This is a genomic window from Rhizobium sp. EC-SD404 (assembly GCF_902498825.1).
GTDB lineage: Bacteria > Pseudomonadota > Alphaproteobacteria > Rhizobiales > Rhizobiaceae > Georhizobium.
The window spans coordinates 3,192,523-3,217,393 of sequence record NZ_LR701459.1 but is presented as its reverse complement, the minus strand read 5'-3'; the positions used below and the strand labels follow the sequence as shown (position 1 = coordinate 3,217,393).

General features: G+C 62.4%; 23 protein-coding genes. 13 read left to right on the top strand and 10 right to left on the bottom strand.

Features of this window, described 5'->3' with window-relative positions:
- Window positions 1-62: 62 nt before the first annotated feature.
- A complete protein-coding gene (locus GC125_RS16340; RefSeq protein WP_151986621.1) occupies window positions 63-1,079 on the bottom strand; it encodes a polyprenyl synthetase family protein in 1,017 nt (338 codons plus the stop codon).
- Window positions 1,080-1,189: 110 nt separating this feature from the next.
- Between GC125_RS16340 and GC125_RS16335 the strand changes: the two genes are divergently transcribed.
- The 8 genes from GC125_RS16335 to GC125_RS16300 all read left to right on the top strand — a co-directional run bounded on the left by GC125_RS16335 (window position 1,190) and on the right by GC125_RS16300 (window position 8,043).
- Entirely contained in the window at window positions 1,190-1,417 is a 228-nt protein-coding gene (locus GC125_RS16335) for a putative signal transducing protein (protein ID WP_151986620.1), read from the top strand.
- Window positions 1,418-1,424: 7 nt separating this feature from the next.
- Entirely contained in the window at window positions 1,425-2,219 is a 795-nt protein-coding gene (locus GC125_RS16330; RefSeq protein WP_286165544.1) for a tRNA1(Val) (adenine(37)-N6)-methyltransferase, read from the top strand.
- A gap of 112 nt (window positions 2,220-2,331) precedes the next feature.
- Window positions 2,332-3,198 carry a S49 family peptidase gene (locus GC125_RS16325; protein WP_151986618.1) on the top strand — a complete coding sequence of 289 codons (867 nt, stop codon included), beginning with the start codon at window positions 2,332-2,334 and terminating at the stop codon, window positions 3,196-3,198.
- 23 nt (window positions 3,199-3,221) lie between these two features.
- A complete protein-coding gene (locus GC125_RS16320; RefSeq protein WP_151986617.1) occupies window positions 3,222-3,419 on the top strand; it encodes a hypothetical protein in 198 nt (65 codons plus the stop codon).
- A 130-nt stretch (window positions 3,420-3,549) separates the two neighbouring features.
- Window positions 3,550-4,485: a glycine--tRNA ligase subunit alpha gene (locus GC125_RS16315; protein ID WP_151988002.1), complete on the top strand. Its 936-nt coding sequence runs from the start codon at window positions 3,550-3,552 to the stop codon at window positions 4,483-4,485.
- On the top strand, window positions 4,482-5,123 hold the full coding sequence (locus tag GC125_RS16310) for a hypothetical protein (protein WP_151986616.1): 642 nt from the start codon (window positions 4,482-4,484) through the stop codon (window positions 5,121-5,123). Before GC125_RS16315 ends, GC125_RS16310 begins: the two co-directional genes overlap by 4 nt.
- Window positions 5,124-5,306: 183 nt before the next feature.
- Window positions 5,307-7,601: a glycine--tRNA ligase subunit beta gene (gene glyS / locus GC125_RS16305; RefSeq protein ID WP_151986615.1), complete on the top strand. Its 2,295-nt coding sequence runs from the start codon at window positions 5,307-5,309 to the stop codon at window positions 7,599-7,601.
- Window positions 7,602-7,665: 64 nt separating this feature from the next.
- Window positions 7,666-8,043, top strand: a complete 378-nt coding sequence (locus tag GC125_RS16300; protein ID WP_151986614.1) for a PH domain-containing protein — start codon at window positions 7,666-7,668, stop codon at window positions 8,041-8,043.
- A 28-nt stretch (window positions 8,044-8,071) separates the two neighbouring features.
- Here GC125_RS16300 and GC125_RS16295 read toward each other — a convergent pair whose 3' ends face one another.
- Together GC125_RS16295 and purD are read right to left on the bottom strand one after the other, a co-directional pair.
- Window positions 8,072-8,557: a plant virulence effector HPE1-like domain-containing protein gene (locus tag GC125_RS16295; protein ID WP_151986613.1), complete on the bottom strand. Its 486-nt coding sequence runs from the start codon at window positions 8,555-8,557 to the stop codon at window positions 8,072-8,074.
- A gap of 113 nt (window positions 8,558-8,670) precedes the next feature.
- On the bottom strand, window positions 8,671-9,939 hold the full coding sequence (gene purD, locus GC125_RS16290; protein ID WP_151986612.1) for a phosphoribosylamine--glycine ligase: 1,269 nt from the start codon (window positions 9,937-9,939) through the stop codon (window positions 8,671-8,673).
- A 129-nt stretch (window positions 9,940-10,068) separates the two neighbouring features.
- Here purD and ubiA point away from each other — a divergent pair, with 129 nt between their 5' ends.
- Window positions 10,069-11,034, top strand: coding sequence for a 4-hydroxybenzoate octaprenyltransferase (ubiA, locus tag GC125_RS16285; RefSeq protein WP_151986611.1), 966 nt, complete (start codon window positions 10,069-10,071; stop codon window positions 11,032-11,034).
- A 75-nt stretch (window positions 11,035-11,109) separates the two neighbouring features.
- Here ubiA and GC125_RS16280 read toward each other — a convergent pair whose 3' ends face one another.
- From GC125_RS16280 to GC125_RS16265, 4 genes are all read right to left on the bottom strand, one after another.
- Window positions 11,110-11,511, bottom strand: coding sequence for a hypothetical protein (locus GC125_RS16280; RefSeq protein WP_151986610.1), 402 nt, complete (start codon window positions 11,509-11,511; stop codon window positions 11,110-11,112).
- Between the two features lie 219 nt (window positions 11,512-11,730).
- Window positions 11,731-12,312 (bottom strand): DUF6101 family protein, encoded by a 582-nt coding sequence (locus GC125_RS16275; protein ID WP_151986609.1) that lies wholly within the window; start codon window positions 12,310-12,312, stop codon window positions 11,731-11,733.
- Window positions 12,313-12,480: 168 nt separating this feature from the next.
- A complete protein-coding gene (locus GC125_RS16270) occupies window positions 12,481-13,920 on the bottom strand; it encodes an FAD-binding oxidoreductase (RefSeq protein WP_151986608.1) in 1,440 nt (479 codons plus the stop codon).
- A gap of 20 nt (window positions 13,921-13,940) precedes the next feature.
- A complete protein-coding gene (locus tag GC125_RS16265) occupies window positions 13,941-14,942 on the bottom strand; it encodes an L-threonylcarbamoyladenylate synthase (RefSeq protein WP_151986607.1) in 1,002 nt (333 codons plus the stop codon).
- Between the two features lie 248 nt (window positions 14,943-15,190).
- Here GC125_RS16265 and GC125_RS16260 point away from each other — a divergent pair, with 248 nt between their 5' ends.
- Together GC125_RS16260 and GC125_RS16255 are read left to right on the top strand one after the other, a co-directional pair.
- Window positions 15,191-16,966: an acyl-CoA dehydrogenase family protein gene (locus tag GC125_RS16260; RefSeq protein WP_151986606.1), complete on the top strand. Its 1,776-nt coding sequence runs from the start codon at window positions 15,191-15,193 to the stop codon at window positions 16,964-16,966.
- Window positions 16,967-16,977: 11 nt separating this feature from the next.
- The gene (locus tag GC125_RS16255; protein WP_151986605.1) at window positions 16,978-17,739 is read left to right on the top strand and encodes a crotonase/enoyl-CoA hydratase family protein; all 762 of its coding nucleotides are present in this window, start codon (window positions 16,978-16,980) and stop codon (window positions 17,737-17,739) included.
- 17 nt (window positions 17,740-17,756) lie between these two features.
- On the opposite strand, the gene GC125_RS16250 is transcribed toward GC125_RS16255, so the two are convergent.
- Complete coding sequence (locus tag GC125_RS16250; protein ID WP_151986604.1) at window positions 17,757-19,013, bottom strand: class I SAM-dependent RNA methyltransferase; 1,257 nt, start codon at window positions 19,011-19,013, stop codon at window positions 17,757-17,759.
- Complete coding sequence (locus GC125_RS16245) at window positions 19,010-19,801, bottom strand: TlyA family RNA methyltransferase (protein WP_151986603.1); 792 nt, start codon at window positions 19,799-19,801, stop codon at window positions 19,010-19,012. The genes GC125_RS16250 and GC125_RS16245 overlap by 4 nt, the downstream gene beginning before the upstream one ends.
- A 237-nt stretch (window positions 19,802-20,038) precedes the next feature.
- Between GC125_RS16245 and GC125_RS16240 the strand changes: the two genes are divergently transcribed.
- The gene (locus GC125_RS16240) at window positions 20,039-21,043 is read left to right on the top strand and encodes a sensor histidine kinase (RefSeq protein ID WP_151986602.1); all 1,005 of its coding nucleotides are present in this window, start codon (window positions 20,039-20,041) and stop codon (window positions 21,041-21,043) included.
- Window positions 21,044-21,065: 22 nt separating this feature from the next.
- Here the strand turns inward: GC125_RS16240 and dxs are convergent, their stop codons facing one another.
- Window positions 21,066-23,000: a 1-deoxy-D-xylulose-5-phosphate synthase gene (dxs, locus tag GC125_RS16235; protein WP_151986601.1), complete on the bottom strand. Its 1,935-nt coding sequence runs from the start codon at window positions 22,998-23,000 to the stop codon at window positions 21,066-21,068.
- A 323-nt stretch (window positions 23,001-23,323) separates the two neighbouring features.
- Here dxs and GC125_RS16230 point away from each other — a divergent pair, with 323 nt between their 5' ends.
- Complete coding sequence (locus GC125_RS16230; RefSeq protein ID WP_151986600.1) at window positions 23,324-24,844, top strand: putative bifunctional diguanylate cyclase/phosphodiesterase; 1,521 nt, start codon at window positions 23,324-23,326, stop codon at window positions 24,842-24,844.
- The last annotated feature ends 27 nt before the right edge of the window (window positions 24,845-24,871 follow it).

Sequence of the window (24,871 nt, the reverse complement as noted above, 5' to 3'; positions counted from 1 at the left end):
AATAAGCGCCGGGTCACGCCTTTGTGTGCGCCGAAAAGCGCACCTTGGCCGGTGTCCCGCGCTCAGGTCACCCGGCTGATGCAGAAATCGATCACTTCGAGCAGCGCTGCCTTGTGCGGTGATTCGGGCATCGGGGCGAGCGCGTCGCGGGCCATGTCGCCGTAGTGATTGGCGCGTGCGATCGTGTCGGACAAGGCGTTGTACTTGGTCATTAGACCCAGCGCTTTCTCCAGGGCGACGTCGTTATTGTCACCCGTTTCGATCGCCGAACGCCAGAACGCGCGCTCGTCTTCCGTGCCGCGGCGGTAGGACAGGACGATCGGCAACGTGACCTTGCCCTCGCGGAAATCGTCGCCGACATTCTTGCCCAGATCGGCAGCCTTGCCGCCATAATCGAGCACGTCGTCGACGAGCTGGAAGGCGAGGCCGAGATTGGTGCCGTAGGAAGACAGCGCCTTGCGGGTCGCCTTGTCGGACCCGGCAACGATCGGGCCGACTTCGGCGGCTGCGGCAAAGAGAGCCGCGGTCTTGGCGCGAATGACGGCGAGATAGTCGTCTTCCGTTGTTTCCATGTTCTTGGCGACGGACAATTGCAGCACTTCGCCTTCGGCGATGACAGCTGCAGCGCTCGAAAGCACGTCCAGAGCATCCAGCGAACCGACCTCGACCATCATCTTGAAGGCTTGGCCGAGCAGGAAGTCGCCGACGAGCACACTCGCCTGGTTGCCCCAGATGATGCGGGCCGTGGAGGAGCCGCGACGCATGTCGCTTTCATCCACCACGTCGTCATGCAGCAGCGTCGCCGTATGCATGAACTCGACAGAGGTCGCGAGCTTGATGTGATGATCGCCGGAATAGCCGCACATCTGCGCCGCCGCGAGCGTCAGCATGGGGCGCAGTCGCTTGCCGCCGGATGCGATCAGATGCCGCGCGATTTCCGGGATCATCTCCACATGGGAGCCGGCCTTCGCAAGGATCAGTTGATTGACGCGCTCCATGTCGGCTTTCGTCAAATCCTGCAAAGGTTTGACGGACGCTGCCTGATTCTTTTTCTCGTCCAGCGGGATGACGACGCCCACGCGCTCACACTCCTGTTCAAATTCTGGTTGAAAGCATAGAAAGGGGCGGGTTGCCCGGCAAGTGGCGAATTGGCGCGCTCACAGCGACGCGCATGATGAAAGGAACGGCCATGGAGGAATTGATCAGGACGAACGATCCGGTGATCATCTCCTTTGCCGAAAGTCTTCTGAAGGAAGCGGAGATCGGCTATTTCATCGCCGACCAGAACATGAGCATCGCGGAAGGGTCGATCGGCGTGCTTGCCAAGCGCATTCTCGTCGATTCCGATCAAGCCATCGAGGCGCGCCGGCTGATGATCGATGCTGGTATCGGCCAGGAACTGCGCGAACAGCGGTGAGGGTTCGGTGACCGGATCTTCTGCCCGCGAAGACGATCAATTTGCCGAGACGATCGACGCCTTCCATCGCGGCGGCTTCGCGCTCGTGCAGCCGAAGGGCAGGGGCCACCGCGCCGGCATGGACGCCATGCTTCTTGCCGCGATGGTGCCCGGATCGGCCAAGGGCCATCTCGCCGATCTCGGCGCCGGTGCAGGCGCCGCCGGTTTGGCCGCTGCCTCGCGCGTTGGCGCACTGAGAGTCACCCTATTCGAACGCTCGGCGATGATGGCGGACTTTGCCCGCCGATCGCTTATTCTCGAGCAGAACCGGCATTTGGAGGATCGCGTCGATATCGTCGAGGCGGACGTGACGCTGACGGGGCGGGCGCGTGTCGCTGTGGGCCTCAAGGACGATGCCTTCGAGCATGTGATCATGAACCCGCCGTTCAATCCGGAAGCCGACCGCCAGACGCCGGACCGGATCAAGGCCGAAGCTCATGCCATGCCGACGGGCCTGTTTGAGAACTGGATCCGCACGGCATGCGCGATCGCAAAGCCCGGCGGGCAGTTATCCCTCATCGCGAGACCCGTCTCGATCGGCGACATCATCGCCGCATGTGGGCGCCGCTTCGGTGGCCTTCAGATCACGCCCGTCCATCCGCGCGTGGGCGAACCGGCGATCCGTATTCTCGTCACCGCGATCAAAGGCAGCAGGGCATCCCTGATCCTGCGCTCCCCGCTGGTGATGCACGAGGGCGAAAGTCATGCTTTTTCGCCGGCCGTGGACGCACTGAACAATGGGCTTTGCGACTATCCCCGCTGAACTTGCGCCACGTTCATGCACGATCGCTGCAACTGACTGAGCGCCATTGCGTTTGGCAGGACGGCACATACATCTCCCAAGACAAGAACCTTCAAACAGGCAAGGCGGCGCAATGGCATTCTATGACGCACTTCTCCCCCGGCGGATGAAGAAGGACCTCACGATCATCCCAGTCGTCCGTCTGCAGGGAACGATCATGACCGGCGGGAGCCAGTTTCGTCCTGCCCTCAACCTGGCAAGCGTCGCCGGAAGCCTGCACAAGGCCTTTTCGATGAAACGGGCGCCTGCCGTCGCCATCATCGTCAATTCGCCCGGCGGATCGCCCGTCCAGTCGCGCCTCATCTTCAAGCGCATCCGGGATCTGGCCGAGGAAAAGCAGAAGCGCGTCCATATCTTCGTCGAGGACGTGGCGGCGTCGGGTGGTTACATGATCGCGCTCGCCGGCGACGAGATCATTGCCGACCCGTCGTCCATCGTTGGATCGATCGGCGTCGTCTCGGCCTCGTTCGGTTTCCCGGAATTGTTGAAGAAGATCGGCGTGGAGCGCCGCGTCTATACGGCAGGCCAGAGCAAAGTCTCGCTCGACCCGTTCCAGCCGGAGAAGGAAACCGACGTGGAACACCTGAAGTCGCTGCAGCGCGACGTGCATGCCACGTTCATCGATCTCGTCAAGGCGCGCCGCCAAGGCAAGCTCGCGGCTGACGATGACACGCTTTTCAACGGACTGTTCTGGTCCGGCGTGAAAGGGCGCGAACTCGGTCTCGTCGACGAGCTCGGCGACATGCACGGCTTCCTGAAGGCTCGGTATGGCGAGAAGATGCGCACGCGCCTCATCGCGCCTCGGCGCGGGCTTTTTGGCGGTCGCATTCCGGCATCCATCGGCGGTGACGATTTTGCTCAAACTATTGCCGCAAGTGCGACGCAGGGTGTTGCAGACGCATTGGAAAACAAGGCAATCTGGGGCCGATACGGCTTGTGAATACTGATCTCCCGGAGAATCGAATGCCGCAGATCCTGCTTTTGGCAGCGGTGGGGGCGATTGCCTGGTATGGCTATCGCCGCCTGCTGAAGGAGGCCGAGCGCGTGAATGCCCGTGTCCGCCAGGCGGAGAAGGAAGCGGAGAACCGCTCCACCGGAACGCTGATCAAGGATCCGGTGACGGGCGAGTACCGGCTGGAAAAACGCGATAAAGCGGACTGATCGGCGCTCTCTCGACCGCCGCCGCCGCTTGACCGGCGATAGCCTGCGTGGCACCTGTCCCGCGACCTTTGAGGCGGATGCCGCCACACCAAGCTTGACCGGACCGGGACATGTCATGACCACCGACCACATGAACCCCACGCGCTCGTTTCAGGGCCTGATCCTGACGCTCCACAACTACTGGGCAAGCTATGGCTGCGTCGTGCTGCAGCCCTACGACATGGAAGTCGGCGCCGGGACGTTCCATCCGGCAACGACGCTGCGTGCCCTTGGTCCGAAGCCATGGAACGCCGCCTATGTGCAGCCCTCGCGCCGCCCGACTGATGGACGCTACGGCGAAAATCCGAACCGGTTGCAACACTATTACCAGTATCAGGTCATCCTAAAGCCATCGCCGCCGAACCTGCAGGAGCTCTATCTCGGCTCGCTGAAGGCGATCGGTCTCGACCCGATGCTGCATGACATCCGCTTCGTGGAAGACGATTGGGAAAGCCCGACGCTCGGCGCCTGGGGCCTCGGCTGGGAATGCTGGTGCGATGGCATGGAAGTCTCGCAGTTCACCTATTTCCAGCAGGTCTGCGGCATCGAATGCGCGCCCGTCGCCGGCGAACTGACCTACGGCCTCGAACGCCTCGCCATGTATGTACAAGGCGTCGACAGCGTCTACGACCTCAATTTCAACGGCCGCGAGGGCGACGAGAAGGTCACCTATGGCGACATCTTCCTGCAGGCCGAACAGGAATATTCCCGGCACAATTTCGAATTCGCCAATACGAAGATGCTGCTGAAGCACTTCGAGGATGCCGAAGCGGAGTGTCAGGCTCTCCTGCAGGCGGGAGCGCCGGGCGACAATGCCAATCAGCGCCTTCACAAATGCGTGTTTCCCGCTTACGATCAGTGCATCAAGGCAAGCCACGTCTTCAATCTGCTGGACGCGCGCGGCGTGATTTCTGTCACGGAACGCCAGAGCTACATCCTGCGGGTCCGCAACCTGTCGAAGGCGTGCGGCGAAGCATTCTTGATGACAGATGCGGGTGGGGTGAGCCTCACGGCGAATGCGGCGTGACAGCCGAGACGCCTAAGCAAAAGGCGATCCGTCGTGCAGTAGTGAGAGAGCGCTGGCGGTCAATCTGGCTGGCCCGCGTGACGGCCCTGTTCGTCGCCTCGCTGATTTTGCTCGGGCTATTCGACGTCGATTTCCTCACGGCCAGTTGGATGGTTTCCCCCTATTCCTGGATCGCTCATTTCATAATCTATTTCGGAATCTTTGTGACCCTGAGGAGAATAGTTTTCGCTGAAGAAAGGGAAAGGGTCAGACGAGGTGGATTAAGCAACGATGATTGGTTGCCGACGGCTTTTCGGGCCAAATTCAATGGGCCGATGAAAATGGGGCTATATTCAATAGTTTGTATACTATTGTTTGGGTCTCAAATTCCCTACACAGAATCTTATATTCTTCACCGTATTTTCCCCAGTACTCCTGAAACCGTCCAAACGATTGTTTATCTGCATCCCGTCAACCAGCGCATGCCAGGCGACGTCCAGGTTCAGATGGTCACCCCGTACTCGACGCTGACGGGATTTCGGAGCTATCTTTCGCGACTTGATGGTATTCCCACCAAGCAAAACGTAGAGGTTTTGATCAGTGGAGAGAGATCGATTTTTGGATTGGCTGTCGAGTCAGTCGAACTGGCTTCTCGGTAGACAAATTGCAATTTCCGAAGGCCGCTGCTTGGATACTTCATGGTGGCCGACATGAAGTGGGGCGGTTTGGCCGGGAACGAGTGTCGCTTTTGTCGGTTTTGTCGGCTCCTCAAAGCATGACAAAGTCCTGCCGCCTTGCTAAGGGCGGCGCACGCTTGTCTCCAGTCTCCAGAGCCCCAGCCCATGCCCGATCTTCTGCTTGAACTTCGTTCCGAGGAAATCCCCGCTCGCATGCAGCGCAAGGCCGCAGGCGATCTGCGCAAGCTCGTGACCGATGCGCTGGTCGATGCGGGGCTCACCTATGAAGGCGCGCAGGAATACTGGACGCCGCGCCGGCTGACGCTCGACATTCGCGGCCTGACGGCGAAGTCGGCCGATCTCAAGGAAGAGCGCAAGGGCCCGCGCACCGACGCGCCAGAAAAGGCGATCGAGGGTTTTCTGCGCGGCGCAGGGTTCACCTCCATCGACCAGGCCAAGATCGTCGCCGATCCGAAGAAGGGCGAGTTCTACGTTGCTGTGATTGAAAAGCCAGGCCGCGCTGCCGAGGCGATCATTGCAGATGTGATGCCCGGCATCATCCGCGATTTCCCGTGGCCGAAATCCATGCGCTGGGGCAAGGCATCGGCAAAGCCCGGTTCGCTGCGCTGGGTGCGCCCTCTTCAGTCCATTCTCTGCACCTTCGGGCCGGAAACGGAAGAGCCATTCGTGGTCGATTTCGAGATCGACGGCATCCGCGCGGGCAACGTCACCTACGGCCATCGCTTCCATGCGCCCGATGCGATCACCGTGCGGCGCTTCGACGACTACGCCGACAAGCTGATGAAGGCGCATGTCGTGCTCGACCCCGCGCGCCGTAAGGAAATCATTGCCACCGACGCCAAGAACCTCGCTTTTGCGTCTGGTCTCGAACTGGTCGAGGACGAGGCGCTGCTCGAAGAGGTCTCCGGTCTCGTCGAATGGCCGGTCGTTCTCATGGGCAGTTTCGACGAGGCCTTCCTGTCGATCCCGCCGGAAGTCATCCGGCTGACGATCAAGGCCAACCAGAAGTGCTTCGTGATCCGTCCGCAGACGGGCGGGGGGCTGTCCAACCGCTTCATCCTCGTGGCCAACATCGAGGCGAGCGATGGCGGCAAGGAAATCATTCACGGCAACGGCAAGGTCGTGCGCGCGCGCCTTTCCGACGCGCTCTATTTCTGGCAGTCCGACCAGGGCGATCTGCCCGACCTCGACACGCTGACGGCGTCTGCCGAAAAGTTTGGCCTCGACCTGAAGAAGCCGCTCGACCAGCGCATGGCAAAGCTCGACCATTTGGGCGTGACGTTCCATGCCAAGCTCGGCACGCAAGGCGAGCGTGTCGAACGCATCCGGCGCCTGGCGCGTGAACTGGCCCCGATCGTCGGCGCCGATCCCGATCTCGCCGATCGCGCCGCCGTGCTTGCCAAAGCGGATCTGACCACCGACGCCGTCGGCGAGTTCCCCGAACTGCAAGGCCTGATGGGCCGCCGCTACGCCGAGCTGCAGGGCGAAAGCTTGGCGGTCGCCGCTGCCATCGAAGATCACTACAAGCCGCTCGGCCCGACCGATACCGTCCCCCGCGAACCGGTCACCATCGCCGTGGCACTTGCCGACAAGATCGATCTGCTAACGGGTTTTTGGGCCATCGACGAGAAGCCGACGGGCTCCAAGGATCCCTACGCGCTGCGTCGCGCAGCGCTGGGCGTAATACGGTTGGTGCTCGAAAACGAGCTGAACTTCTCGATCGATCCGCTCAACGATGTCCAGGTCCTGCGTCATCAGATCGGGAAGACGGCGACTGCGGAGCAGCAACTGGACGCGATCCTTTCGGCGGCAGTCGCCGGTGGACTGCATGGAGACCAGGCGCGGAGCTTGATTGCCCAGGCGAAGCCTGAAGAGCCCGAATGGCTGTCCAGAGTTGAGGACCATGACCCAAGCGTCAGCGATGATCTGCGCTCGTTCATTCAGGACCGGTTGAAGGTCTATCTGCGCGACCAGGGTGTTCGTCACGATTTCGTGGACGCTGTGATGCTGTCCGGAAGCTGCAACCTGTTTGCGATCGTTCAAAGGGTTCAGGCTCTTGGTCAACTGCTCGACACCGAAGAAGGAAAGAACCTTCTCGCCGGCACCAAGCGGGCGGCGAACATTCTGGCGGCGGAAGAGAAGAAGGGCACGGCTATCGCCGATGAAGTCGATCCTGCGCTTCTTCGCACGGAGGAAGAGAAGCATCTCTTTAACGCGGTGATTCAAACCGAGAACGAAGCCGTCCAAGCGATTCAGAATGAAGACTATTCGGCCGCCATGCGCGCGCTTGCGGCATTGCGTGAACCGATTGATTCATTCTTCGAACACGTCCTCGTAAACGACGAGGACGACAGCGTCCGTGCCAACCGGCTGGCGCTTCTGGCACGTATTCGTTCTGCCACCGCGCAGGTTGCAGATTTCTCACGCATTGTGGGCTGAAACCAATAACAGTCCCTGACGTTTCCCCTGCGAAATCTCGTAGGGGCAATCTGGAGAGAAGCGAATGGGACTGTTCAGCGGCCTGCTTGGCCATGCGTCCGACCTTGATCTTGCGGGCGTGACTGAGGAATTGCGGCCGATCCTGGCGGATGGCGAGGAGGTTGAACTCGGCTTCCAGATCATCCGCGACCAGATGATCTTCACCGACCGCCGCATCATCCTGATCGACAAGCAGGGGATGACCGGGCGCAAGCGCGAATATCTGTCGATCCCATATAAGTCGATCACCATGTTCTCGGTCGAGAACAATGGCTCGTTCGACATGGACGCCGAGATGAAGGTCTGGATTTCAGGCCAGGGCGCACCGATCGCGAAGACGCTCGATCGCAAGTCGAACGTCGCCGGCATCCAGAGCGCTCTGGCGAAGGGCGTCTGTCGCTAAATTCGCAGAGGTTGGCTGAGCCTGGACGTCAGTTCAGGCGCAGCTCGAACGTGTTCACGCTCATGGATCCGGAAAGCGACGACGTCTGCGCATCCATGTCGATGCCCTGCGCAGGGATATCGAGCGCGGCGCGCGGCGCGGAAAAGTCGGGAGCGATGATTTCCACGTCGGACTCTTCCATCGCTTCAGGCGATGCCGATGCCGTCATGGGACGCTGAGCGCCATAAAGCAGGTCGGCGCTCGTGACGGTGACCACCGGGGTGCCGCCGAGCATATTGTCGGTGCGGGCGACCTTCTCGACGCCGTCTTCCTGGAAAATCCGCGCGCCTTGCGCCTGAAGCTCTATCAGCTCGGCTTCAGCCTGGGTCTGGCGCTTCTGCGGGCAGGTGGAGCAGGTGATCACATCCACGCTGGAAAAGCCCGGTTCGCGCGGCTGCCAGGTCTCGACGGACTGTGCCGACGCCGGCAGGGACGCCATTGAAACCAAGGAGACTGCGAAGACTACGCGCAACATGATCGACCCTCGATAAGCCTGGCCGCCTCGACACGAAGGCGGATTTGGCCGCGAGGGTAACCACTTCACCTTTCGATCCGGTGTCGGAAGGTGCTTAACGAAGCCTTAGCAGCTTAGCGGTCAAGCGCCCGCCAGCCGATGTCGCGCCGGCAGAACCCGTCCGGCCACGAAATTCGGTCGACCGCCTGATAGGCGCGGTCTCGGGCGCCGGCGACATCCTTTGCCATGGCGGACACGTTGAGCACCCGCCCGCCATTGGCGGTGAGTTGTCCATCATGCAGGGCCGTTCCGGCATGGAACACCTTCGCGCCTTCGACAGCATCAGCTTCGGCAATGCCGTCGATCGCGGTGCCCTTCTTGTAGGCGCCGGGATAGCCATTGGCAGCCATCACGACTGTCAGCGCCACATCGTCGTGCCAGCGTGCACTCATCGTCGAAAGGGTACCGTCGGCTGCCGCCTTCATAAGAAGAAGGATGTCGTCCTTCAGCCGCATCATCATCACCTGGCATTCCGGATCGCCGAAACGCACATTGTACTCGATGAGCTCGGGGCCTTTGTCGGTGATCATTAGACCGGCATAGAGCACGCCCTTGAAGGGCATGCCGCGCGCTTTCATGCCGCGCAGCGTCGGCTCGATGATATCCACCATGGTGCGCTGGACCATGTCGGCCGTCATCACGGGAGCCGGCGAGTAGGCGCCCATGCCGCCGGTGTTGGGACCCGTGTCGCCATCACCGACGCGCTTGTGATCCTGTGCGCTGGTCAGCGGCAGGGCGGTCTCGCCGTCGCAGAGGCAGAAGAAGCTCGCTTCCTCGCCATCGAGAAAGGCTTCGACCACGACTTCGGCTCCGGCATCGCCAAAGGCGCCTTCGAAGCAATCGTCGACGGCGGCAAGCGCCTCGTCGAGCGTCATGGCCACGGTCACGCCCTTGCCAGCGGCCAGCCCATCGGCCTTGATGACGATCGGCGCGCCTTGCGCACGGACATAGGCCTTGGCCTTGGGCGCATTGTTAAAGCGCTGATAGGCACCAGTTGGAATGGCGTATTCCGCGCACAGATCCTTGGTGAAGCCCTTGGAGCCTTCGAGCTGCGCTGCGGCAGCCGTCGGTCCGAAAGCGGCAATGCCTGCTTCATCGAGCGCATCGACGAGGCCGGCGACCAACGGCGCCTCCGGGCCGACCACGACGAGGTCGACGCCGTTCTCGCGGCAGAAGCCGATCACGGCATCGTTGTCGGCGGTGTCCAGAGCGACGATTTCGGCTTCTTCGGCGATGCCCGGATTGCCGGGCGCTGCATAAAGGCGGCCGAGCAGCGGGGAGGCAGCGATCTTCCAGGCGAGCGCATGTTCGCGGCCGCCCGATCCGATGAGAAGCACGTTCATGAAGCTTGGTCCCCGGCAAGTCAGTGTTGCGGGTCGGTAAAGCCTGCGTGAGCAATTGGGTCAAGAGGGCGTTCCTCAGCCGCGCGGTGAAGCCTTGACCGCACAAAGCCCCGCTGCCACTGATCCGCCATGAACGACACATCCCCCATGGGCGACCGCGTCGCCGACGCACCGTCCGGAAACTTCGTCTACAAGGTGCTGCCGCGCGTTCTGTGGCCCTATGCGCAGCTTGCCCGCTGGGACCGGCCGATCGGCTGGCAATTGCTCCTGTGGCCGTGCCTCTGGTCGGCGGCGCTCGCCGGAAACTTGCCCGGTGCGCTCGAAGCGGGATACACGCTTGCGGATCTGGTGCGCCACTGCGTGCTCTTCACCATCGGCGCAATTGCCATGCGGGGTGCGGGCTGCACCTATAATGACCTTGTCGACCACAAGATCGATGCGGAAGTTGCCCGCACCCGCTCGCGCCCCCTGCCATCGGGCCGGGTGAGCCGTGGCCAGGCGCAGATTTTCATTCTGTTACAATCGCTCGTCGGCTTGTTCGTTCTGCTGTCCTTCAACGGTTTCGCAATCGTCCTCGGCTTTGCCTCGCTCGCCTTCGTTGCGATCTATCCTTTTGCGAAGCGCTTCACGGACTGGCCGCAATTTTTTCTCGGGCTTGCCTTTTCCTGGGGCGCGCTGATGGGTTGGGCAACAGCCTTCGGCACGCTTTCGATTGCCCCGGTTGTCCTTTACGTCGGTGCGATTCTGTGGACGATCGGCTACGACACGATCTATGCGCATCAGGACAAGGAAGATGACGCCCTGGTCGGCGTGCGTTCTACCGCTCTGCTCTTCGGCAGCCGCACCAAGCTGTGGCTGGATCGGCTCTATGGGGCTGCCGTGCTTTGCATGCTGGCGTCTTTCGTGCTGACCGGCGTGCATGTCGTGGCCTATCTCGGCCTCGCAGCAGCGGCAGCGCATTTCGTCTTCCAGACGCGAAAGCTCGATATCGACAATCCGGACGAGTGCCTGAAGTTATTCAAGTCGAACACCCTTGTCGGAGCGCTGCTGTTTGCCGGCTTGCTCGCCGGCGCAATTTTCCGCCTTGGTGCCTGACGGCTGGACAACGAAAAAAGGCCGAACATTGCTGCTCGGCCCCTTCCTAGTTCGAATGCGATCGAGATGGATCGATTACTGTGCAGGCTCTTCAGCAGCCGGGCCACGCGGCGATTCGCCGTCTTCCATGTCCTCAGCGGCCTGCGAAGCGTCTGGGCCGGTGGTTACGCCCGAAGCATCTTCTTCAATCATTTCGTCTTCAGAGACGACTGGTGCAGAAGGTGACTCGCCATCGTCGCCGTCATTATCGGCCTGCTCTTCGTCAGGGCCGGTCGTCGTGCCCATGACTTCAGTGTCTTCTTCTTCGATGATCGGGCCGTCCGGCGACTCGCCGGCGTCAGCATTGTTGTCGGCAGCCTGTGCAAGGATGATCGGCGCTTCTGCGCGATCGGTTGCGCTGTGATCGCCAACCATGGGGGCTGCGATCGCTGCGGAAGACATCAGCGTAGCGGTAAGAAGTGCGATAACCTTGGTCAAAGTCGTTCTCCTGATAATCTCGGTGACAGATTTATTTCTGTCTTATTGATCGTTCAGCTTCGGGATCACGACGTTTAGCCTTGGTCTAACAGTCTCTAAAACTGTTGAGAGGCGCGCCGTGCGGTGCCGATGCTGTAAGAACGAGGACTGGACTGTATCGTTCCACGAGATATCAGATATTTATACTTAAGATATCGCTATATTAGATTACTGTAAAACTCACCGGCGGGCTATGATCTCCTCGCCGTCGATCACCAGACAGGCAATCCCGAGCGTGCCGGTCTTGCGACGCACCAGGAAGCGCGGCCGACGGTCGGCGAAGAATGCATGGTGGCGGCGCGGGCGTGTGCGACCGACAGTCAGCGGGCCGATGGCATTTTCGAGTGGCCGCGCGACGCCGTCGGCTTCGACCATCAGCATGGGCAGGTTGAAGACGGAAGCCCAACTGCGCCAGTCGGCGGCGATATCGCCGAGATCGTGCGAGACGAGCAGCGGTACGCAAAGTTCCGGATCCGTATGGTGCAGTTCGAGCGTGACGGTGATCTGGCCATCGCCATGATCGATGGCCCGGGCAGCGACGCCTGCGAAGATGCGCGAGGGGAGTGCGACGGACAGCGGCAGGCCGCTTGCCGGCAGTTGACGACGCATCACGGCGCCGCGCTTGTCGATCGTGATCGTGACAGCTTCGGTCTGGCTCCGGGCGCAGTAAGTGACGTGCTGCGGCAGATGGCCGGGATCCAGCCGGAGTTCGTGACCTGCCCAAACGGGCTTGCTTTGTGACTTCAGAACCGTGTTCGACATTGACCACACCCTTGTTGACACTCTCGAGAGCCGGTTTTCCGGTCTTCCCGCCGGAGCGCTTGGTCGCGCTCTCTGTTGTGTCTGACTGTAGGGTGCCGGGGTTCCAGCCCACTTAAAATTCGCAGTTAAAAAACCTTGACCTTTCCGATGGTTACCAAAGTCGGAAGGTCAGCGCGTCTGGAGTACCTTTCCGGGATTCATGATCCCGGCCGGGTCGAATGCCGCCTTGATGCGCTGCATGAGGTCGATTTCGATCGGTGCGCGGATCGCCGCAAGCTCGTCCCGCTTCATCTGGCCGATGCCGTGCTCGGCGGAAATCGAGCCTCCGAAGGAGAGGGCCAGGGCATGGACCTTCGCGCTCACCGCATCCCAGCGGGCGAGAAACGTCTCCCGGTCGGCGCCGACCGGTTGGGAGATGTTGTAGTGGATGTTCCCGTCGCCGAGATGGCCGAAGGCGACGATCCGGGCGCCGGGCACGATCGCCTGCACGAGGGGCTCGGCTTGAGCGAGGAACGCCGGAATAGCGGCGACAGGCACCGAGATGTCGTGCTTGATCGATCCGCCCTCGGGCTTCTGGGCCCAGGACAGTGCTTCACGCATGTGCCAGAACTGCTGCGCCTGTGTCTCGTTTTGCGCCACGACGGCATCGTCGACGGTCCCATCCTCGAGGGAAGCGCTTAACAGAGCCTCCATCTGATGGCGCGCTGCGTCCGCGGAGAGGTTCGAGGAAATCTCGATCAGCACATACCAGTCATGCGGCTCAGCGAATGGATCGCGCACGCCGTCGATGTGGCGCGCGGTAAACTCCACACCGATGCGCGCCATGAGCTCGAATGCCGTTAGCGCGCTTCCTGAAAGCGCCTCTGCATGGCGGAAGAGCTTGAGCGCAGCGTCGGGCGATGTCAGCCCTACGATCGCAACTTCGCGTCCCGCCGGCATCGGGAAGAGTTTGAGAACCGCCGCCGTGATGACCCCGAGCGTGCCTTCCGCGCCGATGAAGAGATCGCGCAGATCGTAGCCGGTGTTGTCCTTCTTCAGCTTGCGCAGCGCCGTCCACACTTCGCCGGTGGGCAGAACCACCTCGAGCCCCAGGCAAAGCTGACGCGTATTGCCATAGGCAAGCACCGCCGTGCCGCCGGCATTCGTCGAAAGATTGCCGCCGATCTGGCAGGAGCCTTCGGCGCCCAGCGAAAGCGGAAAAAGCTTGCCGACCTCAGCCGCCGATTCCTGGATCGTCTGCAAAACGACGCCCGCCTCGACCGTCATCGTCCCTCCGATGGCGTCGATGTCCAGGATGCGGTTCATGCGCGAGAGCGAGAGGATGACGGCGGGTGGACCTTCCGCAAGCGGCACCTGGCCGCCCGTCAGCCCCGTATTCCCGCCCTGGGGGATGATCGCCGTCTTGGTTTCCGTCGCAAGCTTCAGGATCGCCGCGACCTCTTCCTTAGTCCCGGGGCGGAGAACGAGCGGAGTCGTCGCTTGATAGAGATCGCGGTGTTCGTGGGTGAAGCCTTGTGTGTCTGATGGATCGGTCAATGCGTTGCCGGGACCGACGATGGCAGCGAAGCGCTCGATGAGGGATGGGGAGAGGGAAGGGGACAAGCTCATCTCTGACGATCTAGGGCAAATCAGCCGAATTGTGTACCGGCAGCAGGCTCGATGCCGCGCGGTGCGGCCGCGCGCTGCAGACGGTCGTTGATGGCTTCCCCAAGAGCAGTGGTCGGGATCGGCGCAAAGACGATCGCCGATCCGCCGAGTTGATCGGCCCGCTGCATCGCGTCGAAAAGCTGCGCTGCCGCTTCCGTGAGGCGGCCGGTCGGGCTGAGATCGATGACGGCGCGCGCATCGTCCCTGCCCGCGATCGGTTGATCGGCAAAATTGATCAGCACTTCCGACGGCGCGACCGAGATCACGTTCAGCCGGACCGGTGCGTCGGGGGCGTAATGCGAGGCCATCATGCCCGGTGCTTCCAGCACGCCCGGCGTTTCGTGGCGGAGGAGCGCGTGGCCGGTTACCGCTTCGATCTCGTCGCGTGACAGGCCACCGGGGCGCAGGAGGATCGCACGGCCGTTCTCGACCTTGACGATGGTAGATTCCAGGCCGACGGCACAGGGGCCGGCATCGAGGACGAGCGACACGGCGGCGCCGAGGTCCTCGGCGACATGCTCCGCACGCGTCGGACTGATGCGGCCTGAGCGGTTGGCGCTGGGCGCCGCGATCGGCTTGCCGAAACGCCGGATGATGTCGCCGGCGATCCCCCGCGGGACCCGCACCGCCAATGTCTCGAGACCCGCGGTGACCAGCGAGGCGACCGGCGATTGCGCCAGGCGTGGCAGGACGAGTGTCAGTGGTCCCGGCCAGAAGGCGTCGGCGAGCTTTTCTGCAAGCGGTTCAAAGCGCACATGCGCCTCGGCCATGGTGCGATCGCTCATGTGGCAGATCAGCGGATTGAAGCGCGGCCGGCCCTTGGCGTCGTAGATGCCGGCGACCGCTTCGCCATTGGTGGCGTCGGCAGCGAGCCCGTAGACCGTCTCCGTCGGCAAGCCGAGGAGATCGCCGCGCGCAAGGACGGCGCAGGCCGCCTCGATGGCCCGCTCCGGTGCGTCGGCAATGGAAAGAATGTCGGCCAATTAAAGCTCCGCACGCTTGCACACCCGCGCGATAGCCGGGAAAAGAAGGGGTCCCGACCGCGTGGTCGCCAGCCCGTTGGCCATACGAGCATCGCCCGATAAAGACAACATCCCTTGCCGGATGTCTTACCTTTACGTAAAAAGCAGAAAGCGCGTCTGATGAGCTTGATCAAGAGAATCTGACGCGCCGCAATTCGTACAGATGTTCCCGGCTATGACAGGGGCCGGCTATGACAGGGGAGAGTGTCATGTACCGCGCACCCGTTTCGGAAATCGCATTTTCGCTGAAGCATGTGGCAGGCCTGAAGGAGGCGCTGGACGGTGAACGTCTCGGCGATCTTTCCGAAGATCTTGTCGACGCGATTCTGGAAGAGGCGGGCCGCTTCGCCACCGATCAGCTCGCCCCGACGGCAGAAGCCGGCGACAAGCACGGCACGCCCTTGAAGGACGGTGTCGTCACCATGCCGCCCGGTTGGAAGGACGTCTATCACCGCTGGATCGAGGGCGGCTGGAACGCTCTGTCGGGCCCCGAGGCCTATGGTGGCCAACAGCTGCCGACCATGCTGTCCGTCGCCGCCTCCGAGATGTGGGCCGCCGCCAACATGGCATTCGGGCTCGGCCCGCTTCTGACCGTCGGCGCAGTCGAGGCGCTGGACAAGCACGGTTCTCAGGACCTGAAGGATCGTTATCTCGCCAAGCTCGTCTCCGGCGAGTGGATGGGGACGATGAACCTGACCGAGCCGCAGGCAGGTTCCGACCTTAATGCCCTCAAGGCGCGCGCGGAGCGCCGCGACGATGGCAGCTACCGCATCTTCGGCCAGAAGATCTACATCACCTTCGGCGAGCACGACCTGACGGACAACATCATCCATCTCGTGCTGGCACGGCTGCCCGATGCGCCGGCCGGCACGCGCGGCATTTCGCTCTTCCTGGTGCCCAAGTTCCTGCCGGACGAGAACGGCGCTCCCGGCGCGCGCAACGACGTGTTCTGCAATGGCGTCGAGCACAAGCTCGGCATTCACGGTTCGCCCACCTGCACGATGATCTATGGCGACGGTAAGCACGGCGAGGAAGCGGGCGCGGTCGGCTGGCTGATCGGCGAGGAAAATCGCGGCCTCGCCTGCATGTTCACGATGATGAATAACGCCCGTCTGAATGTCGGCGTCCAAGGCGTGGCCGTCGCCGACGCCGCCTATCAGAAGGCACTGGCCTACGCGCTGGATCGCCGCCAGGGCAAGGCGCCCGGTGATACGAGCGAAGGCATGAGCCCGATTATCGAGCATCCGGACGTCCAGCGCGACCTTCTCACCATGAAGGCGCTGACGCAGGCCGCGCGCGCCATCTGCCACGCCTGCGCCCATGCGATCGATTATGCGCATGCAACGGAGGGCGACGATGCACGGCATTGGCAGGAACGCGCCAATCTGCTGACGCCGGTGGCCAAGGCCTTCTCGACCGATGTCGGCTGCCAGGTCGCCTCGATCGGCGTGCAGGTCCATGGCGGCATGGGCTATGTGGAAGAGACAGGTGCTGCGCGTTTCATGCGTGATGCCCGCATTGCACCGATCTACGAGGGCACCAACGGCATCCAGGCGATCGACCTTGTCATGCGCAAGCTGCCGCTTTCGGGCGGCGCCCAAGTCGCCGGCTATATCGCCGAGTTGCGTCAGGTCGCCGAAGCCGTGACGACGTCCAACCGCGAGGGCTTCGGCACGACCGGCGAGCGGCTTTCCCGCGCGATCGACGATCTCGAAGCAGCGACGAACTGGCTCACCGAAGCGACGCAGGCAGGACGCCAGCAGGAGGCGCTGGCAAGCGCACAGCCATATCTGCGCCTGTTCGGGCTTGCCGCCGGCGGTGTCTACCTCGCCAAGGGCGCGCTGGCATCGGACGAGGACGCCCGCGTTGCGCTCTGCCGCTTCGCGGCCGAAAACCTGTTTAACGAAACCGCAGCCTTGAAGATCAGCGTCATTGAAGGCGCCGGCAGCTTGATCGCTGCGCGCAGCGCCCTGACGGCGGCATGAGGACCGACAGCATGAGCGACGACACGATCCTGATCGAGCGGCCAGAGAGTGCGCCCGGCGTGCAGATCATCCGCATGAACCGGCCGGAAAAGAAGAACGCGCTGACCCGCACCATGTATGCGGCCATGACCGATGCGCTGCGCCAGGGCGATGCCGACCCGGACGTGCGGGCGCATCTCTTCCTCGGTGCGCCCGGCGCGTTCTCGGCCGGCAACGACATGCAGGATTTCCTCGCCTTCGCCATGGGCGGCTCGTTGGGAGCTGAAGTGATCGATTTCCTGAAGGCGCTGGCGACGACACGCAAGCCGCTGCTTGCAGGCGTCGATGGCCTGGCGATCGGGGTTGGCACGACGCTGACTTTTCACTGCGACATGACGATCGCCTCCGATCGGTCGCTATTCCGCACGCCCTTCACCGATCTCGCTATCGTGCCTGAAGCCGCATCCACGTTGCTCCTGCCGAACATTGCGGGCCATCAGCGCGCCTTCGCCATGCTCGCTGCGGGGCTTCCTTTCTCGGCCGAGGAGGCGCGCGAGGCCGGCTTCGTATGGCGCGTCGTGGGTCCGGATGCCCTGGAGGCCGAAGCACTTTCTTTTGCTCGCGATATCGCCGCAAAGCCTCCCCAGGCACTCGCCATCGCGCGTGATCTGATCCGTGGCTCCGAGCAGCAGGTGCTGGAGCGGATCGATGCCGAGGCCGAGCATTTCAAGGCTCAGTTGAAGTCCGCCGAAGCGCGCGCCGCTTTCGAGGCGTTCATGAGCCGAAAGAAGTAGCGCCAGCGGGGGCTCGCTCAGCCCTTGCGCTCCAGCAGGGCGACGGCTTCCACATGGGGCGACCAGAGAAACTGGTCGATCGGCTGCACGGAGAGCAGCTTGTAACCGCCATCGATGAGGAATCGGAGATCCCGCGCCAGCGTCGTGGGATTGCAGGACACCGCTGCGATCCGACGGATCGACGAACGCGCGAGTTCGCGCGACTGTGCTTCGGCACCGGCACGCGGCGGATCGAAGACGAGGCCGTCGAAGGGTTTCAGGTCCATACCCATCAGCGGGCTGCGGAAGAGATCCTGCTTCTGGTGCGTCACGGGGCGAAGCCCCTGCGTCGCACGCGCAGCCGCATCCAGTGCCGCCAGAGCGAGCTTGTCGTTCTCCACCGCGTGAACCGGCGCGAATTCTGCCAATCTCAGCGCAAACGTGCCGCTGCCGGCAAAGAGATCGGCGATCCGCTTCGAAGGCTTCAGATGCGCCGAAACGATCTGCGCCATGTGGCCTTCCGCGATCGCGCTTGCCTGCACGAACCCGCCGGGCACCGGCGTAACGGATGCCTTGCCGAATTGGATGATCGGTCGACGCGGCTCCACGAGAACCTCGCCGTCGACGGTGACCCGGGCGATTTCGCTCAGGCCCAATATCGTCTCGATGGCCAGCAGCCGGCGTCGATCCTGAAGTTTCATGGGACCGGCAATGGCGATGTCGAGCCCGGAGACGGTGGCGAGCACGCTCACCCGAAAGGCAGCGGTACCGGTTGCAACCGCCGTCGCGACACGCCGGATCGTATCCAGTCTCTGCGATATGGCGGGCACGGCAATGGGGCAGACGCGGATCGGCACGATCTGGTGAGAGCGTGCGGCTGCAAAGCCGAGGATGACCGATTGGTCGGTGCGCATGCCTGTCAAGACCAGGCGCCGGCGCTCACCCGGCTGCGCTGCGATCAGTGGTTTCAGTGGCACATCGATCTTGTGTTCGGCTAACGCCTGGCGAACCAGACCGGCCTTCCAGTCCCGATAGGCGTCCATGTCGTAATGCTGCAATGAGCATCCGCCGCAGGCGCCGCCTTCGCCGTCGGGCCCGAAATGCGGGCAGGGCGGTTCTACCCGCAGAGGCGAGGCGCTTTTGAGCGCCATCAGCGTCGCTTTGGTTTTCTCGCGCGCGATCGAGGCGGTCTCACCTGGCAGGGTGAACGGCACGAAAACCGGTCCGGTCTCCGTATGCGCCACGCCATCGCCCTGAGCACCAAGTTCGCTGATATCGACGGTTTCGGCGCTCATGTCTTCTCTCCAGCCAGCAGATATTCCTGGTTGCCGTCGCCGCCCGCGATCGGTGAAGGGACGAAGCCGGTGGCGCGCCAACCCGCCTGTGCGCCGAGCCACCGCTCCAGATCCTGCGCGACCTCGATCCCTTGCGTGGGATCCTTCAGGAGGCCGCCCTTGCCGATCGCATCCCGGCCAGCCTCGAACTGGGGTTTGACGAGAAGCACGCAGAACGATCCGGGCGCGGCGAGCGAGAGCGCCGGCGGCAGGGCAAGCTTGAGCGAAATGAAGCTCACATCGCTGACGACGCAATCGATGGTCGGGTGCCCGATCTGCTCGGCCGTGAGGTTGCGCGCGTTCAAGCCTTCGTAGGACGTGACGGAGGGATGGTTTGCGAGCGAGGGGTGCAACTGGCCGTGCCCGACATCGACCGCGACCACGTGTGCAGCGCCGCGTTCGAGAAGAACCTGGGTGAAGCCACCTGTCGATGCGCCGATGTCGAGCGCGGTTCGACCGGTGGGATCGAGGTTGAAGGCATCGAGCGCCGCAATGAGCTTCAATGCTGCACGCGAGACGTAGGCGCTGGCATCGTCCTCGATCGCCAACGCATCCGCAAAAGCCGTCGGGTGACCGGGCTTGCGCACGACCGCGCCGTTTACCGCCACCGTTCCGCGCAGGATCGCATCGCGTGCACGGGATCGCGTGTCGTAAAGACCGCGATCGACCAGCACGCGGTCCAACCGCTCCCTGACGCTGGGGTCAGCTGCCACGTCATCGTCGGTATTCTGGATATTTTGTCCAATCATGGCGTGGGCTATGCGCGTTGATGGTGCCCATGACAAGCACTTGCCCCACAATTCAGGTCGGGACTGTACGCAGTTGCTGCGCGTTTTTGTTAGTGATGGCAAATATGTCCAAGTCTTGTGACACTGCCATTGCATTTCGCGGGAATTCTGGTTTGGTGCGGCCGAAGATGGTCGCGCCTCCGCGCGCAGTTCAGCGTGGGATTTGTGCAGCAGGCTTCTATCAGTTCAGTCCAGCGGATGCTCGATCGCACCGAAACGCTTCGGGCGAGCCCTGCAAAGCGGTGGTTGTTTGCGGTTATCGCTTTCGGCCTCGCCTTCGGCGCTCGTTTCTGGCTGGAAGAGCGCCTGCCGCCGGGCTTCCCGTATCTGACGTTTTTCCCTGCGGTGATTCTCACGACTTTCTTCGTGGGGCTCGCGCCCGGCATCGCGGTTGGCGTTGCTTCGTTCTTCGCGGCCTGGTTCTTTTTCATCGCGCCGATCGGAAGCTTCGAGCTGAACGGTCCGGCGATCATCGCACTCGCGTTTTTCGTGGCGATCGTGACGGTGGATGTGCTTTTGATCCATTGGATGCACGTGGCGCTCGATCGGCTGAAGCGAGAGCAGATGGTGTCACACCGGCATGCTGAAGAGCGCGACGTTCTCTTCAAGGAAATGCAGCACCGCGTTTCCAACAACCTGGCCGTCGTCAGCGCGCTGTTGAATGCGCAGAAGCGATCTTTGCCGGAAGGCGAGGCGGCAACCGCGCTCGCCCAGGCCGCCACGCGGGTCAATCTCGTGGCACGCATGCAGCGCGAGCTTTACGACCCCGCGCATCAGAGCCTCGACTTTGCCGCGTATCTCAAGGCGCTCGGACCGGACATCCTGGAAGCGATGGGCGCGCGCCATGTCACCTACGATGCGCAGGTCACCGCGATCGACGTTTCGTCTGACATGGCGGTGCCGCTCGGACTGATCGCGACCGAACTGATCTCGAATTCGGTCGAACATGCCTTCGCGCAGAAGCGGCAGGGCACGATCAGCGTGAACCTTGCTCAAGTGGACGGATCGGATGGCGCCTATGTTATGCGCGTCAGGGACGATGGGCCGGGCTGGCCGGACGCTTTCAAGCCGGATACGTCGCGTAATCTCGGCATGCGTATCGTGATGTCGCTTGCCCAGCAGATTGGCGGCCAGTTCAGCTATCACAACGATGGCGGCGCCGTTTCGAGCCTTGCCTTCCGGATCGATGGCCGCAAGGCCTGAGAGCTAAGCTCGCTGAAGGCGATCAGGCCTTCGCAGGAAGGTCGACGTCATCCTGGCCGAGCGCCCGGAAGACAGTGTCCACGATGCCCTTGCGATCGAGCCCGGCCTTGGCGACCATCACCTCGGGCTTGGCCTGATCCATGAAGATGTCGGGCATGACGAGCGAACGCACCTTGAGCCCGTTGTCGAGCAGGCCTTCGTTCGACAGATAGTGCAGCACATGCGAGCCGAAGCCGCCGACGGAGCCTTCCTCGATGGTGATCAGCACCTCGTGCTTGGATGCAAGCTCGGCGATCATCGTTTCGTCCAGCGGCTTGCAGAAGCGGGCATCGGCGACCGTCGTCGACAGGCCGGCGGCATCGAGGTCTTCCGCCGCAAGCAGCGCGTCTGCAAGCCGTGTCCCGAACGAGAGAAGCGCGATCTTGGCGCCCTGCTTGACGATGCGACCCTTGCCGATCGGCAGGATCTCGCCACGCTCAGGCATCTCGATCCCGACACCCTCGCCACGTGGATAGCGGAATGCGATCGGGCCGTCGTCATAGGCAGCAGCCGTTCGCACCATGTGCTTCAGTTCGGCTTCATCGGCAGGCGCCATGACGACGAAGCCCGGCAGGGTCGCCAGATAGGTCGTGTCGAAGGAACCGGCATGCGTGGCGCCGTCGGCACCGACGAAGCCGGCGCGGTCGATGGCAAAGCGGACTGGCAGGTTCTGGATGGCAACGTCGTGCACGACCTGGTCGTAGCCGCGCTGCAGGAATGTCGAATAGATGGCCACGAATGGCTTGAGCCCTTCCGTCGCCATTCCGGCTGCGAAGGTGACGGCGTGTTGCTCGGCGATGCCGACATCGAAAGTACGCGCAGCAAATTCATTGGCGAATTTGCCGAGCCCAGTGCCGTCCGGCATGGCGGCGGTCACCGCGACGATCCGATCGTCCTGTCGCGCTTCGCCGATCAGAGCATCGGCAAAAACGTTCGTGTAGCTCGGTGCATTCGGTTTGGCTTTTGCCTGGGTGCCGGTGATCACATCGAATTTGGAAACGCCGTGATATTTGTCGGCAGCCGCTTCGGCCGGCGGGTAGCCCTTGCCCTTCTGGGTGACGACGTGAATGAGCACCGGCCCGCGCCCGTTGTCGCGCACATTGCGCAGGACAGGCAGCAGGTGGTCGAAGGAATGACCGTCGATCGGGCCGATGTGATAGAAGCCCATCTCCTCGAACAGCGTCCCACCGGTCACGTAGCCGCGGGCGTGCTCGACGGCGCGTGTGATGGCGCGGTCGACCGATCGGCCGAGATAGGCCGTCAGCTTCTTGCCGAATTCGCGGATGCCCATATAGGTCCGGCCCGACGCCAGACGCGCCAGATAGGCGCTCATGGCGCCGGTCGGCGGCGCGATCGACATGTCGTTGTCGTTGAGGATGACGATGAGCCGCGCATCGAGTGCGCCGGCATTGTTCAGCGCTTCATAAGCCATGCCGGCTGACAGCGCGCCGTCGCCGATGACGGCGATGACGTGCCGGTTCTTGCCCGTCAGGTCGCTGGCGACCGCCATACCAAGGCCGGCCGAGATCGATGTCGAGGAATGGGCGGCGCCGAAGGGGTCGTAGGCGCTCTCGTCCCGCTTGGTGAAACCGGAAAGCCCGTCTTCCTGGCGCAGCGTGCGGATGCGGTCGCGCCGGCCGGTGATGATCTTGTGCGGATAGCACTGATGGCCGACATCGAAGATCAGGCGGTCTTCCGGCGTATCGAACACCTTGTGGATGGCGAGCGTCAGTTCCACCACGCCCAACCCGGCACCGAGATGTCCGCCCGTGACCGAAACGGCATCGACCATCTCCGCGCGAAGCTCCTTGGCAAGCTGCGGCATCTGGCGGTCGTCGATCGCCTTGAGGTCGGCCGGCCATGTCACGCGGTCGAGCAGCGGAGTTTCCGGTTTCGCGGTATGGGGAAGTTGCGTCACGCTGGCCTCGTTCCGCACGGCATCTTTCAGGCCGTGTCCGGTGTTGTCGTTTCGGTCCGCCTCGCCGCGACCGATCGGGTGCAAAGGTTGTTACTAACCAAAGTCACCGCTGCGGCAAAGGGGTGAATTCCATCAGATATGGCGAGGCGGGGCGTGACTTGCATCCCCCGGGGAGGAGGAAATGTGTCCCGCAATCTGCCGCCACAGCCGCGATCAGGCGGCGCGTGCCATTCAATTGCACCAGGAAAGTGTATTTCAACCCGGTCTTAACGTCTGGACGCTAGGCAGGAACAGGCTGAGTTAAACGGGGCCTGACCGACGCAATGGGACTGATTGCAACTATCCAACGGCAGAGCCGTCGATCCTATCTGGTATCGCAGTTTTCACTTCTGGGGGCATTGTCGGCCACATCAGCCATCGCCCTATCTGCCGATGCTACCGGTTCCATCGTGGCGACCTCGGCAGCCGCGATGGCGGCGGTGGGCTTTTCCATGTTCACGCTTCATCATGCAAGGCGCGGTGTCTACCGCAAGCTGGAGCATGCGCACATCGCCGATGGCGAGCGGCAGCGCATGATGGAAAGCGATGTCATGACCGGTGCGGTAGCGCGACGGCATTTCATGGAATGCCTGGACCAGGCAGTGCGGATCAAGACAGGCGCGCCTGTAACCCTGATGCTGATCGACATCGATCATTTCAAGCAGCTCAACGACACGCTCGGACATCCGGCGGGCGATGCAGCGCTTGTTCATCTCAGCAATTGCCTTCGCCATCAGTTCAAGACGGGCCAAGTCGGGCGGCTGGGCGGCGACGAATTCGCGATCCTCTTCATTGGCACCTCCGAGGACGAAATCGCGCGCCAGACTGCGTCCCTGCTGCAACTAATCGCAAAACCCTTCAGGCACGCAGGGCACGACATCGCCCTCAGCGTTTCGATCGGCACTGCCACGTCGATTGATCGTGCCCATGATGCAAGCGGGCTTTTCCAGAATGCAGACCTGGCGCTTTACGCGAGCAAATCGGCAGGACGCGGGCACGCGACGACGTTCGAGGAGTCCATGCTGCAGGATCGCCGCCGCGTTCGGTATCTCCAGCGCGAGCTGCGAGCTGCGATCTATCTCGACCATCTCGAATTGCACTACCAGCCCGTGGTCGATGCTCAAAAGCAGGTGAAAGGCTTCGAAGCGTTGGTGCGCTGGCGCCATCCCGTGCGCGGCCTTATTCCTCCGATCGAATTCATTCCGGTGGCGGAATCATCGACATTGATCGATCTCCTGGGCGAGTGGGTCTTTACCCGCGCCTGTCAGGATCTGGCTCGGCTCGGGCACCTGAATGTCAGCATCAACGTCTCGGGTGAGCAATTGAAGCGCGACAATCTGGTGGCCATGACCGAGCGGGTTCTCCAACAGACAGGCTGCGCCCCGCAGCGCATCGTCTATGAAATCACCGAAACGGCAGCGACCGACGCAACGCCTGATGTGCTGCGCAGGCTGAACAAATTGCGCGCCATGGGCATCCGCCTGGCGCTCGACGATTTCGGCACCGGACATTGTGGCTTCAACTATCTGAAAACTTTGCCGATCGACGTCATCAAGATCGATCGCAGCTACATCAGCAATCTCGGCAAGGACAGGCTTGCGCAGGTGCTGGTTTCTGCGCTCACGGAAGTCGGCCGGATCCAGGGCGTGTCGGTCGTGGCAGAAGGTATCGAGACGGACGAGGATTTCCAGCTGGCCAAGGCCGCCGGCTGCGATCGCTTCCAGGGTTACGCGATCTGCCGCCCGCAGCCGCTTGAACAGATTGATCTTTCAAATGTCGACGGAGTGCTTGCCGAAGCCTCCTAACGAAGTGAGCCAGCAGCAGCTTTAAAA